The following is a 13,839-nucleotide window of genomic DNA, read 5'->3' on the forward strand; positions in this document are numbered from 1 at the left end:
TATATTATATATTTTTATTTCTTATAAACTTAGTAAGGGAAAAAAATGAAAGGGCTTTTTGCGACATTAAAGTCCATAGCATATGTAGTTAATCTTGTTTTTATTTATTATTATCATGGGTATTATTCTAATGAATATCAAGGCTATGGCCAAATAGTTATTGATTTTGAATATTTTATTTTATTTTTGACTGCAATTCTGTTTACTTCGTTTTTGATGGGGAGAGAGTACAAAAAACCTTCCGATTTTTTTCTTTTGCTGTATGGGCTGATAGTCATTGTGCCATATTCTGTCTTTCCCGATATTTGGGGGAGGGGGAATGGTACAGTTGTATTTAACTTGATTTTGGTTGCGGCTCCATTTTTTTGTGTATTATTTATTTGTGGTATGGAGTTAAAGCTTCCTAAGTTCTCCATTGCGCGAGAAAGCTTAATCGAAAAAATAATTTTATTAGTATCTGTGTTGACGGTTGTTATGCTGCTCCTAAATAGGCCGGAGTCTGCCTCTTTTTCCTTTGCTGATAGCTATACCAGAAGAATTGAGGCTCGGGATGTATATGGCACAGGATCGGTTCAATCCTATCTTTCGGCTATGGTTATGAATGGTGTCCTTCCTATTTTAGTTTTTATTGGTGTTTTTTGGCGCAGAATGATATTCTTGTTGATTGGGTTTTTCCTGTATTTGGGATTTTTTTACATATATGGTGTTAAGGCTCCGGTTATTTATATGATTTTTTCTGGATTATTTGCCCATTCTTTGAGGAGGGGCGGTGATGGACGTCATTTTTATGTATCGATTGGCTATATTTTTCTTGGCTGTTTTGCATTGGTTTGGCTGGAGCTTTTGATTTTTGGATACTCCTATCTAGAGGATTACCTTATTCGACGGCTTTTTTATGTAGGTAGCTATCTCATTGGGGCGTATTTTGAATTAATCAATAGCAATATTTTTTCATGGAGCCATGGCTTGGTAGTCCCAACCTTGAAATCAATCAGTGTGTATGTGGGAGAGGATTTTCTGGGGTTGCCTGATACCAATGCAAACACAAATACATTTTTGTATTTTTTGGCTCAGTATGGTTTGTTTGGGTATGTGTTTGTTATGTTTTTTGTTGGATGTTTTCTTTCTTTTTTGAATTCTATTCGGTTTAAGAATAAGATATTTATTCTTATTTCTATAATGTATTCCATATTAATTTTAGAGCAGTCGGCGACCACGGCTCTTGTTTCTTCCGGAATTGGATTGTTAGTCATAGCTTTTTATATGTCAAAAACCCGTGAATCCGGAAATTGCGAGTGATCAAAGTTAGCTAGGAAGTATTTGGATGATTGCAATCATTGATTACGATATTGGAAATGTTGCTGCCGTGGCAAACATGCTGCAGCGACTAGGCTTGCCATGTAAAGTTACTGCACGCGCTGATGAGGTGGAGCAGGCCGAGCGGATCATCCTGCCGGGTAATGGCGCATTCGACGCCTGCATGCAAAATTTACGTGCCAGTGGTCTGATCCCAGTGCTGGAGCAGCAAGTTTTACAACGTTGTGTGCCGCTGTTGGGCATCTGCGTGGGGGCACAGATGTTGGGTCATGGCAGTGAAGAAGGGCAGGAGCCGGGGCTGGGTTGGATTGATATGTGGGTCAAGCGTTTTCCGGCACTGCCTGGCCTGAGAATTCCACATATGGGCTGGAATCGGGTGCAGCCGATCCAGCCCACCAATCTGCTGACGAAGGACATGACGGCAGAGGCACGGTTTTATTTCGTGCACAGCTATTACATGGCTCCACAAGATTCAGCAAATATTTTGCTACAGGCGAATTACGGTATTGATTTCGCTGCTGGGGTGGTGCGCGACAATATTGCCGGGGTGCAATTCCATCCTGAGAAAAGTCATCGTTTCGGTAAGCAATTGCTAGCCGCTTTCGTAGGAGGAGATCGATCTTGCAAGCGCGTGTAATTCCTTGTTTGCTAGTGCGTGGCAATGGACTGGTGAAGACCACAAAGTTCAAGAATGCGGTATATGTGGGCGATCCGGTTAATGCTGTGCGTATTTTTAGTGACAAAGAGGCGGATGAAATCGTCATCCTTGATATCGATGCTTCACGCGAGGGGCGGGAACCCAACTATGAATTGATTGCCGAAATGGCCGGCGAAGCTTTCATGCCTGTAGCCTATGGCGGTGGAGTGCGTAGCTTGGAGCAGATTCGGCGCCTGATCCGTTCGGGCGTGGAGAAGGTGGTAATTAATACCCTGGCCACGGAATCCACCGACACGATTCGTGCTGCTGTAGATGTATTTGGAAGTCAGGCCATCGTGGGGGCGGTGGATGTGAGGCGCAAGCTGTTGGGCGGTTACGCCGTAGTAGCCAAGTCCGCTACGGTACAGACGCGGTTGAATTTGCAGCAGCACATTCAAAACCTGGTGCAGGCTGGTGTGGGTGAGTTGTTCGTCAACGACATTGAGCGCGATGGCACAATGGCTGGCTACGACCTAGCACTGGTGCGCAGTGTGGCGCAGGCGCCAGTGCCGGTGGTTGTTTGCGGCGGCGCGGGAACAATGGAGCATTTGCGCCAAGCCGTGTACGAAGGTGGCGCCTCGGCCGTCGCTGCAGGCAGCATGTTTGTGTTTCATGGAAAGCACCGAGCGGTGCTTATCAACTATCCCAAGGCTGCCGAACTGGAACAAAAATTTTCCCAACCATGAACACGATGAAATACCAGTGCTGTACCCGGTGCGTGATGGACACGACCGATTCGGAGATTACATTTGACTCACAGGGCGTTTGTAACCATTGCCGCCAATTTGACGAACGGGCAGGCAGGGAATGGTTTCCCAACGAAGAGGGGCGTCGTCGCTGGGCTGAGATGGTGCAGCAGATCAAGGTCAGCGGGAAAGGGCAAGAGTACGACTGCATTTTGGGTCTAAGTGGCGGAGTGGATAGTTCCTATCTTGCCCTCAAGGTTCACGAGTGGGGGCTGCGTCCACTGGTCATGCATGTGGACGCTGGATGGAATAGTGAATTGGCCGTGGCTAATATCGAGGCCATCGTCAAGCATTGCGGCTATGACTTGCATACTCATGTGGTGGATTGGGAGGACATGCGTGATTTGCAATTGGCATATTTGCGTGCGGCTGTAGCCAATCAGGACGTGGCGCAAGATCACATCTTCTTTTCCAGCCTTTACCATTTTGCAACCCGCAATCGTGTTCGCTACATATTGTCAGGCGGTAATCTGGCGACAGAGGGAATTTTCCCGTCGGCATGGCATGGCAGTGCTATGGATTCCGTGAATCTCAAAGCTATTCATAAAAAATATGGTGAGCGCAAACTTGCCAAATACGAGACAATTAGTTTTTTTGATTGTTACTTGTGGTATCCATTCGTCAAGAAGATGCGAACGGTAAGGCCATTGAATTACATGCCTTACGACAAGGCGGCTGCGCTCAAAGAGTTGGAAGAGACGGTTGGATATAAGCCTTACCCGCGAAAACACGGAGAATCCGTTTTCACAAAGTTGTTTCAGAATTATTATCTTCCGCAAAAATTTGGTATGGACAAGCGCCGTCCCCATTTTTCTAGCTTGATCGTTTCTGGTCAGATGACGCGTGACGAGGTACTGGAGAAGCTCCAGGAGCCACTATATAGCCCGGCCGAGCTGGAAATTGATATCACTTATTTCTGCAAGAAACTTCGCATATCGCGTCAGGAGTTTGATGAACTGATGAGAGCCCCCATTCATCACTATACGGAATTCCCAAATTGGGATGCTCGTTATAGAGCGCTAAAGCGCGTGCAAGGGTTGGTGACAAAGGCGCTGGGGCGCGATATTAGGGTGTATTCGTGACAAGAATTGCTCATCTCACGTCCGCACATCCTCGCTACGATACCCGGATCTTCCTTAAGGAATGCACTTCGCTCGCCAATCACGGCTATACCGTCAGTCTGGTAGTGGCAGATGGCAACGGAGACGAAGTGAAAAGCGGCGTGGCGATCCACGATGTGGGTGCTTCTCTGGGGCGTCTTGATCGCATACGTCAAGCACCAGGGCGGGTGCTGTCCAAGGCGTTGCTGCTGGATGCAGATGTTTATCACCTGCACGACCCCGAGCTGATTCCCATCGGGCTGAAGCTTAAAAAGGTTGGCAAGAAGGTGATTTTCGATGCGCATGAGGATGTGCCTAAGCAACTTCTAAGCAAGCCTTACTTGAATCCACCCGCCCGTTGGTTGCTTTCGCGTGTGTTTGGCATGTATGAGCGCCGAGCCTGCAGCAGGCTGGATGCCGTCGTGGCTGCAACGCCTTTCATTCGTGAGAAGTTTGCAGCCATGGGCGTACGCACGGTAGATATCAACAACTTTCCGTTGCTGGGCGAACTTTCCAGTGGTGAGGTGGATTGGCTACAGAAGCAAGAGCAGGTGTGCTATGTGGGCGGCATAGGCCGCATTCGCGGCATTCTGGAGGTAGTGCAGGCCATGAATTTGCTGACCAGTGGGGCACGCTTGCAGTTGGTCGGCGCGTTCGGTGAACCAGAGGTGGAGGCACAAGCCCATCGAGATATGGGTTGGCGGCAGGTGGATGCCTTGGGTTTCCTGGGGCGCAACGAGGTCGCACAAGTACTTGTCAGATCGGTGGCGGGCCTAGTGACGTTCTTGCCTGCGCCCAATCACATCGATGCCCAACCCAACAAGATGTTCGAATACATGAGTGCTGGCGTGCCTGTAATCGCGTCGCACTTTCCTTTATGGCGCGAAATTATCGAAGGCAATTCCTGTGGTCTGTGTGTGGATCCATTGGATCCCTCAGCCATTGCACGGGCCATTGATTACCTGGTCACACACCCTCAAGAGGCTGAGCGTATGGGGCGCAACGGGCAGCGTGCAGTGGCAGAAAAATACAACTGGACTTTGGAAGAGGCCAAGTTACTGGAGTTCTATAAAGGGTTGGAGGGAATCTAAGCTGGATCTAGCTCCTGCCAGATACTGCAAGTGCTGTAGGCTCTAAACATAAAGAAATTTGATGAAAAAAATTCTCACCATCGTCGGTGCTCGCCCGCAGTTCATCAAGGCTAGCGTCGTCTCGCGCGCCATTGCCCAAACGTCTGGTTTGCAAGAGGTATTGGTTCACACTGGCCAGCATTTCGACGCCAACATGTCCGACGTGTTTTTCATGCAGCTCGGCATCCCGCGTCCGCATCATCAGCTTGACATTCACGGCGGCAGCCATGGTGAGATGACAGGGCGCATGCTGATCGAGATTGAGGGCATTCTGTTGGCCGAACGGCCTGACTGCGTGCTGGTCTATGGCGATACTAACTCTACCCTGGCAGGCGCGTTGGCTGCTGCCAAGCTGCACATTCCGGTGGCGCATGTCGAGGCGGGGCTGCGTAGTTTCAATATGAAGATGCCCGAGGAAATCAACCGCATCCTCACTGATCAAATCAGTGACATTCTTTTTTGTCCTACCCAGACTGCGATGGACAATCTGGTGCGCGAAGGTTTTAGCGACAAGCCGGTGCAACTCTTGCAAGTGGGCGACGTGATGCAGGATGCAGCGCTGCTGTTTTCCCAGGCGGCGGAGCACACCCAGGTGAGCTGTGTAGAGGGCGATGGCTTTATTCTGGCCACCTTGCATCGCGCAGAGAACACCGATGATCCGGCACGCCTAGCCGCTATTGTGGGCGCATTGAACACATTGCACTCCAGTGTGGCGTCGGTGGTTTTACCGCTACACCCACGTACTCGCGCGGCCATTGCCAAGGCGGGTTTGACGCTGGATGTACAGGTAATAGATCCCATAGGCTACTTGGAGATGGTCGCTCTGCTACGCCGATGTGCCTTGGTGCTGACCGATAGCGGCGGGGTGCAGAAAGAAGCCTTTTTCTTTGGCAAAGCTTGCGTGACGATGCGTGATCAGACTGAGTGGGTGGAGTTGGTGCAAGTGGGGGCCAATACCCTGGTGGGGGCGGATGCTGAAGCTATTGTTAGTGCAGCAAGAGCCAATTTGGGACGAATGGTAAGCGACGATGGACAGCTTTACGGTGGAGGGGCAGCGGCTCGGCACGTTGTGACCCAACTCAAGCGAGTGTTTCACGCTGTTTGAACTTGGAAGATATATGTGCGGAATATTTGGATTTATTGCTAAAAATCAAGTCAACAAAAAGAGTTTGATGACTCTAGCCCTGCATGCGCGGCAGCGGGGGCGAGACTCTAGCGGGTTGATTTATGCCGATCGTTCAGCCTATCAGGTTGCGCGCGCGGATTACGATATAAAAAGGTTGATTTCAGAGGTAAAGCCTTTTGATTCGTCGTTTGTCTTTGGCCATAGCAGGCTGATTACTAATGGTCTCTCAGATAATCAACCGATAGTTCGTGGTGGTATTTGTGTTATCCACAATGGAATTATCGTTAACGACGCTGATGTCTGGACGAAAATCAAGCCTTCCCGAAAGCTTGAAATTGACAGTGAAGTGATTGCCGCCATTGCTGAACAGCACCTTGAAGAGTCTGGTGATAGTTTGGATGGCTTGGCAAAAAAAGTACTTGATTTATGTGTGGGCGTGGTTGCCTGCGCTATCGTTATACCCCGATTGGGTAGAGCCGTACTGTTTTCAAATAATGGTAGTCTGTACTTTGGTTCACTTCAGGATGGTGTTTGCTTCTCTTCCGAAAAATATCCACTTAGTCAGATTGGTTGTTTGAATATTAAGCAAGTTAGAGAAGATTCTATTATTTTGGAATTGCCGATTAATACCGAAATTAAGATCTCTGATAATATTCAGCGTACGCATAATCTTATCCCTCAATTTCAGTATGTGGCAGTGGAAGAGAAGCAGTTGCTCTATCCAAGGCCAAACTTGCGTCGCTGCACGCGCTGTATTCTTCCAGAAACTATGCCATTCATCTCGTTTGATTCGAATGGTGTATGCAATTATTGTCATCACTACACCCCGCGAAATGTTCCAAAACCAAAAGAAGAAATTTTCAATCTGGTGGAAAATTATCGTCGTGCTGGTGCAACCGATTGCATTGTGCCATTCTCTGGCGGGCGTGACAGTTGCTATGGATTGCATTTGATCGTCAAAGAACTAAAGATGAATCCAGTCACCTACACCTACGATTGGGGTATGGTGACAGATCTTGGGCGCCGGAATATTAGCCGCATGTGCGCTGCTTTAGGCGTGGAAAACATCATCGTCGCAGACGATATAGCCAAGAAGCGCAGAAATATTGCCACAAATCTCAAGGCTTGGTTAAAGAATCCACACCTTGGAATGATCAGCATCTTGACTGCCGGCGACAAACATTTCTTTCGCCATGTTGAGACAGTGAAGCAGCAAACTGGTGTAAATCTGAATCTTTGGGGTGTGAATCCACTGGAAGTTACGCACTTTAAAGCGGGATTTCTTGGTGTGCCGCCCGCTTTTGATGAAAAACGGGTTTATATGCATGGATGGCATAAGCAAATTGAGTATCAGAGTTTGCGCTTCAAGGCCATGTTGAAAAGTCCAGGTTATTTCAATAGCTCGTTATGGGATACCTTGTCAGGGGAGTACTACCGCAGCTTCACTGAGAAGAAGGACTATTATCATATTTTTGATTACTGGCGCTGGGATGAGAAGGCGATTGATGACACGCTAGTCAATGATTATGGTTGGGAGTTGGCTGTCGACACTAGTACCACATGGCGCATCGGAGACGGCACTGCAGGTTTTTACAACTATATTTATTATCTTGTTGCTGGCTTCTCTGAGCATGATACGTTCCGCAGCAATCAAGTGCGTGAGGGGGAAATTACCCGTGAGCGCGCTTTGGATTTGGTGCGTGAAGAAAATCGTCCCCGTTATCAGAATATTCGCTGGTATCTTGATGCGCTTGGTTTGAATTTTAATGAGGTTATAAGTATTGTAAATAGTATACCTAGGCTTTATAAAGAGCATGCTTAATTATGAAGAAAAATATTTGGTATATTAATAAATACTTTGCACCTAAAACGAGTTCAACACCTGGTGGACGTGACTGGAATTTATTGAAAGAAATTTCAGATTTGGGTTATTGTGTTGTTGTTATTGCGTCTGATTCAAATTCCGTGTGGGAGACGGAGGTTTTAAATAAGGCAGTAACCAAGGAAAATAAAGAGGGTTTGGATATTGTTTGGTTAAGAACAATGAAGTATGGTGCGGCAAAATCTTTTAAAAGAATATTAAGCTGGCTGCATTTTGAATGGAATGTTTTTTGGCTTCGTAAGAATAGTTTGCCCAAGCCAGATGTGATTGTTATTTCTAGTCTTTCTTTGTTGACTATAATTAATGGTATTTTTTTAAAGAAAAAATACGGATGTAAATTGATATTTGAGATAAGAGATATTTGGCCGCTAACAATTATTGAGGAAAATGGATTTTCTGATAAAAATCCTTTTGTTAAATTTTTATCATTTATCGAGCGACTTGGTTATGTGAGATCTGATGCAATAATTGGGACCATGCCAAACTTGGAAGAGCATGTTAGAGCTGTTTCCTCATCGACAGCTCCTGTTTATTGCATTCCAATGGGGGTTTCTGAGGCCTTGCTAAAGGATTTTTCGGGTTCTCCTAAATATTGCGATGATGATATTTTTCCTGAAAATAAATTAAAAATAATATATGCGGGTACTGTTGGAATTACTAATGCGCTAGATGTTTTCTTTGAGGCGGCTGAAAATTTCGATGAAAGTGATGATGTTTTATTTTATATTCTTGGTGATGGTGCGTTGAAGGAGGATTTTCAAAAGAAATATTCGCACTTGAAAAATGTTATTTTTCTTCCTAGGGTGGATCGATATTTAGTTCAGTCTGTTTTGAAAAAGTGTGATGTTGTTTATTTTTCAACATTCCATTCCAAGGTTTGGAATTTTGGACAATCCTTGAATAAAATAGTTGATTATATGCTTTCCGGGAAAATGATTTTGGCATCATACTCTGGGTATCCTTCAATGATTAATGAGGCTAAGTGCGGTTTTTTTGTTCCTGCTGGTGATAGTGCTGCGTTGATTGATTCAATTAAGAAAATTTTGAAGATGGAGAAATTTGAAATTGAAAAAATTGGGGAAAATGGGAAAGCTTGGTTGTTGGAGAATAGAAGGTATTCAAAATTAGCTAGGGACTTTGAATCTATATTAAAAGATATAAAGTGCTGATGGGCAGTTTTTTATTAACAGGAGCTTCCGGCTTCATTGGTCAAGGGGTTTTTCAACAGTTGATTGGCTGTGGCATACCCGTACGCCCGGTATACCGCTCTGCGGCCCAGGCTGCTTGCGTAGTTGGGGCTGTGGTTGTGTCTAATTTGGAAGCGGATACCGATTGGACTGCGGCATTGCAAGGGGTGGATGTGGTCATTCACGCCGCAGCTCGCGCCCATATCATGCGGGACGAGGCGTTAGACCCCTTGACTGAATACCGGCGCGTGAATGTGGTTGGAACGCTGAATTTGGCCCGTCAGGCGGTAGCCGCAGGAGTGAAGCGCTTCGTGTTTGTCAGTTCGGTGGGGGTCAATGGCGTAGCCACTTATGGCAAACCATTTACTTCGGACGATGTGCCTTCTCCAGCGGGCCCTTATGCGCTTTCAAAGTGGGAGGCTGAACAGGGCTTGTGTTCCATCGCTGCGCAGACGGGGTTGGAGGTGGTTATTATCAGGCCCCCATTGGTTTATGGCCCGCAAGCGCCTGGCAATTTTGGACGCTTGGTTTCGGCCGTGCGGCGGGGTACTTGGCTCCCGTTGGGTGCCGTGCATAACCGGCGCACACTGGTAGCGTTAGAAAATTTGGTGGATTTGATTGCACTGTGTGCCAAGCACCCTTCTGCGGCAAACCAGGTGTTTATGGCGGGTGATGCAGAGGATGTGTCCACGACGTTGCTTTTGCAGCGTATTGGGCAGGCGGTAGGCTACCCTGCACGGCTGTTGCCTGTGCCGGTGTCGCTGATGCGAGCAGGGGCGCTGCTGCTGGGTAAGGCTCAGGTAGTGGACAAAGTTTGTGGTGATTTGCAGGTAGATATTGGCAAGGCCAGAGCATTGTTGGGTTGGATGCCTCCGGTGGATATGCAAACGGCCATGCGGTCTTTGAGTGGTGAGGGGTTGTGATGCTGCGTTTGCTAGATATTTTTTTCGCTTTTCTGGGGCTGGTGCTGGGGTTCCCGCTACTTTTTGTGGTGTATGTAGTGGGCTTGTTTGATACGGGTGCGCCGTTGTTTCGGCAAGAACGGGTAGGGCGAAACCAGAAGCCATTCACGCTGGTGAAGTTCCGCACCATGCGTGTAGGGACGGCTTCGGTGGCCAGCCATTTGGCCGATGCCCAGGCCATTACCCCCATGGGCCAGTTTTTGCGTCGCACCAAGCTAGATGAGTTGCCACAGTTGTGGAACGTGCTCAAGGGTGATATGAGCCTCGTAGGCCCTAGGCCAGGGCTTTTCAATCAAACAGAGCTTCTCAATGCGCGTCAGCGCAATGGAGTGTTTTCTGTGCGACCAGGCATTACTGGGCTGGCTCAAGTCAATGGTATTGATATGTCAACGCCAGAATTACTTGCAGAGATGGATGCAAAGATGTTGGCTAATTTGACTATCGCAGGGTATTTCCGTTTTATTTTTCAAACTGTGATGGGAGGGGGGCGCGGTGACGCGGTAGGCAAGTGAGTGGCGAATCCCGGAAAACAAAGCGGAAGGTGTTCCTGCAAGGAAGGCATTATGTTGCTAAGTACAGGGTTGTTGTCATTGCTTGGATTGCCTCGACGCGTTAAGCAAGCATTGGTGTTGTTAGTTGATGGTGCGGCTGCGTTGTTGTCGGTCTGGTTGGCGTTCTATCTTCGCATTGACCAGATCGGCTGGCCGGTGATGGATCAGGCCAAGGTGTACGGTCTGGCTGTTGTGCTATTCGTGCCTATCTTTGTTCGCATGGGTCTTTACCGGGCCATATTCCGTTATGCCGGTATGCCGGCTGTCGTAGCGACCGCGATTTCCGTTGTTATCTACGGCATTTTCTTTTTTGTGGCTTTGCTATGGGCGCGCTGGGATGGTGTGCCGCGCAGTATTGGCCTGATTCAGCCAATTCTATTTTTGCTGCTGGCTGGTGGCTGGCGCATTCTCGCTCGCTATTGGTTGTCCGGAGTGAGCGATGCCGAGCATGAGTCAGCTCCTAAAAAGCATCTACTGATTTATGGTGCCGGCGAAGCGGGAGTACAGACGGCATCGGCGCTGGGTGTAATGCGTGAGTTCGCTGTACGTGGGTTTGTTGATGATGATCTGGGCAAGATTGGGCGCACTATCAACGGTGTTTCTATTATTGCGCCTGCGGATGTAGCTTCGTTCGTTCAACGACACCGGATTTCCGACATCCTGTTGGCCATTCCCTCTCTGAACCGCCTGCGGCGCAGAGAAATTATTGACCAGTTGCAATTGCTGCCTGTGCATGTGCGATCGCTGCCAGGAATGCTGGACCTTGCTTCGGGCAAGGTGTCGGTGACAGATTTCCAGGAGTTGGACATTGAGGACCTGCTGGGCCGAGATCCCGTCGCACCGGATCCGCAATTGCTTGCACGGGATCTGGCGGATAAAGTGGTGCTGGTGACAGGGGCGGGTGGCAGCATTGGCAGTGAGTTGTGCCGGCAGATCATTCAAGAGCGGCCACGTGCCTTGGTACTGGTCGAGCACAATGAGTATGGCCTGTACGAAATTCACCGCAATCTCGAGTTGCTGTGCAAAGAGCATGGACTGTCTGTGCAACTTTTGCCTCGGCTGGGAAGTATCCGGAATCTGCGCCGGTTGAGTGCCATTTTTACGGATTGCAGACCCCATACTGTGTACCACGCGGCGGCTTACAAGCATGTGCCCTTGGTGCAGGCAAATCCGGCCGAAGGTATTTTGAATAATGTTTTCGGCACACTCAATGTGGCCCGTGTGTCCATGGCGCTGGGAGTTGAGCGCTTTGTGCTGATTTCTACCGACAAGGCTGTGCGGCCGACCAACGTCATGGGTGCCAGCAAGCGCATGGCCGAGTTGGTGCTCCAGGCTATGGCTGGTGCATCGGCGGTAGGTTTTGCCGCCATCGATGAAGAGTCAGAAAGCGCGCTGACAGCAAACAAGACCTGTTTTTGCATGGTGCGCTTTGGCAATGTACTGGGCAGCAGCGGCAGTGTCGTGCCGCTGTTTCGCAATCAGTTGCGAAGCGGCGGGCCGCTGACGGTCACGCATGCGGCAGTTACCCGTTATTTCATGACGATCCCCGAAGCGGCTCAGCTGGTTTTGCAGGCGGGTGCCATGGGCAATGGGGGAGATGTGTTTGTGCTGGATATGGGCCAGCCTGTGAAAATCGTGGATTTGGCACGACGCATGATTCAGTTGTCCGGGATGACGGTCAAGGATGATGCCAATGCTTCAGGTGATATTGAGATAAAGGTGGTGGGCTTGCGCCCAGGCGAGAAGCTCTATGAAGAGCTGTTGATTGGCGACAATCCTGAAACCACGGATCATCCACGCATCATGAAGGCGCATGAGCAGTTTTTGTCATGGGAGCAATTGCTACCTCATCTGCTGACCCTGCGTGCAGCGGCAAAGGCGGGCGATGCTCAAGTGATTAACGATGTGTTGTCGCAACTGGTCAGTGGCTATGTTCGCTCCTGTGGCAATGAAGCACAGCGCATGGGCAGTGCCGCTACACAGCAGCTGGCAAGCCATCCTGCGGCTCTCTGAAGACGGCCATTCTTTATGTGTCATCTCAGTTGAGGCAAAATTCAGCTATAGAAGGCAAAGGTCGCTGTTCAGCGGCCTTTTATTTTTAACTTGTTTGAGCCCTGTTTCTGCAGGCATTCGCATCCATGGACCCCATCACCCACATTGCCCCCCGCGACAAAGCCGAAATTCTGGCCCAAGCATTGCCGTACATTCGCAAGTTCCATGGCAAGACCATGGTGATCAAGTATGGCGGAAACGCCATGACGGACCCAGCCTTGCAGGCCGACTTTGCAGAAGATGTGGTTCTGCTCAAGTTGGTGGGCATCAACCCGGTGGTGGTGCACGGCGGCGGGCCGCAGATTGAAGCGGCGCTGGGACGTCTGGGCAAGAAGGGCGAATTCATCCAGGGCATGCGCGTGACGGATGAAGAAACCATGGAAGTGGTGGAGTGGGTGTTGGCCGGCGAGGTACAGCAAGACATCGTGGGTCTGATCCATCAGGCCGGCGGCAAGGCTGTGGGCCTGACAGGTCGTGACGGTGGTCTGATTCGCGCCAAGAAGCTCAAGATGCTGGATAACAAGGATCCGAGCATCGAGCATGATGTGGGCCAAGTGGGCGATATCGTGGCCATTGATCCCAGCGTGGTGAAGGCGTTGCAGGACGACGCCTTCATTCCCGTCATCAGCCCCATTGGTTTTGGCGAGGAAAACGAAAGCTACAACATCAATGCCGACGTGGTGGCCAGCAAGCTGGCGACTGTGTTGCAAGCTGAAAAACTGGTGCTTTTAACCAACACTCCCGGCGTTTTGGACAAGGCCGGCAAGCTGTTGACCGATCTGACGGCGCGTGAAATTGATGGTTTGTTTGCCGATGGCACGATTTCCGGCGGCATGTTGCCCAAAATTTCGGGTGCTTTGGATGCAGCCAAGGCCGGCGTGAATGCGGTGCATATCATTGATGGCCGCGTGCCGCATGCCATGCTGCTGGAGATCCTGACCGATCAAGCCTACGGCACCATGATTCGCAGCCATTGAGCTTTGGGTTAGCTGTCAGGCCCTGACGCAAGGTACTTGCCCGAGGTGAGCACTTGCGGAACGCGTTACGATCCACTACTGTCGCGCGAGGCCTTTATTTGAGTGCGGTCCT

The 13,839-nt window shown here is 49.2% G+C and carries 12 protein-coding genes; all 12 read left to right on the forward strand.

The window, feature by feature from the left end; translation table 11 throughout:
* Nucleotides 1-45 precede the first annotated feature (45 nt).
* The 12 genes from ACNAZA_RS06280 to argB all read left to right on the forward strand — a co-directional run bounded on the left by ACNAZA_RS06280 (nt 46) and on the right by argB (nt 13,727).
* A complete protein-coding gene (locus tag ACNAZA_RS06280; RefSeq protein ID WP_415795617.1) occupies nt 46-1,299 on the forward strand; it encodes an O-antigen polymerase in 1,254 nt (417 codons plus the stop codon).
* A 25-nt stretch (nt 1,300-1,324) separates the two neighbouring features.
* The gene (gene hisH / locus ACNAZA_RS06285) at nt 1,325-1,954 is read left to right on the forward strand and encodes an imidazole glycerol phosphate synthase subunit HisH (protein ID WP_415795618.1); all 630 of its coding nucleotides are present in this window, start codon (nt 1,325-1,327) and stop codon (nt 1,952-1,954) included.
* Nucleotides 1,939-2,700 (forward strand): AglZ/HisF2 family acetamidino modification protein, encoded by a 762-nt coding sequence (locus ACNAZA_RS06290; protein ID WP_415795619.1) that lies wholly within the window; start codon nt 1,939-1,941, stop codon nt 2,698-2,700. The genes hisH and ACNAZA_RS06290 overlap by 16 nt, the downstream gene beginning before the upstream one ends.
* A 5-nt stretch (nt 2,701-2,705) precedes the next feature.
* Complete coding sequence (locus tag ACNAZA_RS06295) at nt 2,706-3,842, forward strand: N-acetyl sugar amidotransferase (protein ID WP_415795755.1); 1,137 nt, start codon at nt 2,706-2,708, stop codon at nt 3,840-3,842.
* Nucleotides 3,839-4,951 (forward strand): glycosyltransferase, encoded by a 1,113-nt coding sequence (locus ACNAZA_RS06300; protein WP_415795620.1) that lies wholly within the window; start codon nt 3,839-3,841, stop codon nt 4,949-4,951. Before ACNAZA_RS06295 ends, ACNAZA_RS06300 begins: the two co-directional genes overlap by 4 nt.
* Before the next feature lie 61 nt (nt 4,952-5,012).
* Complete coding sequence (wecB, locus tag ACNAZA_RS06305; RefSeq protein ID WP_415795621.1) at nt 5,013-6,095, forward strand: non-hydrolyzing UDP-N-acetylglucosamine 2-epimerase; 1,083 nt, start codon at nt 5,013-5,015, stop codon at nt 6,093-6,095.
* A gap of 67 nt (nt 6,096-6,162) precedes the next feature.
* A complete protein-coding gene (locus tag ACNAZA_RS06310) occupies nt 6,163-7,938 on the forward strand; it encodes a glucosamine 6-phosphate synthetase (RefSeq protein ID WP_415795623.1) in 1,776 nt (591 codons plus the stop codon).
* Nucleotides 7,939-7,940: 2 nt separating this feature from the next.
* On the forward strand, nt 7,941-9,167 hold the full coding sequence (locus ACNAZA_RS06315) for a glycosyltransferase family 4 protein (protein WP_415795624.1): 1,227 nt from the start codon (nt 7,941-7,943) through the stop codon (nt 9,165-9,167).
* Nucleotides 9,167-10,108 carry an NAD-dependent epimerase/dehydratase family protein gene (locus ACNAZA_RS06320; protein WP_415795756.1) on the forward strand — a complete coding sequence of 314 codons (942 nt, stop codon included), beginning with the start codon at nt 9,167-9,169 and terminating at the stop codon, nt 10,106-10,108. The genes ACNAZA_RS06315 and ACNAZA_RS06320 overlap by 1 nt, the downstream gene beginning before the upstream one ends.
* Entirely contained in the window at nt 10,108-10,659 is a 552-nt protein-coding gene (locus ACNAZA_RS06325) for a sugar transferase (protein ID WP_415795626.1), read from the forward strand. Before ACNAZA_RS06320 ends, ACNAZA_RS06325 begins: the two co-directional genes overlap by 1 nt.
* Nucleotides 10,660-10,710: 51 nt before the next feature.
* Nucleotides 10,711-12,711: a polysaccharide biosynthesis protein gene (locus tag ACNAZA_RS06330; RefSeq protein WP_415795627.1), complete on the forward strand. Its 2,001-nt coding sequence runs from the start codon at nt 10,711-10,713 to the stop codon at nt 12,709-12,711.
* A 125-nt stretch (nt 12,712-12,836) separates the two neighbouring features.
* Entirely contained in the window at nt 12,837-13,727 is an 891-nt protein-coding gene (argB, locus tag ACNAZA_RS06335; protein WP_205589461.1) for an acetylglutamate kinase, read from the forward strand.
* Nucleotides 13,728-13,839 lie beyond the last annotated feature (112 nt).

This window comes from Comamonas aquatilis (genome assembly GCF_965139575.1).
Classification (GTDB): Bacteria; Pseudomonadota; Gammaproteobacteria; order Burkholderiales; family Burkholderiaceae_C; genus Comamonas; species Comamonas aquatilis.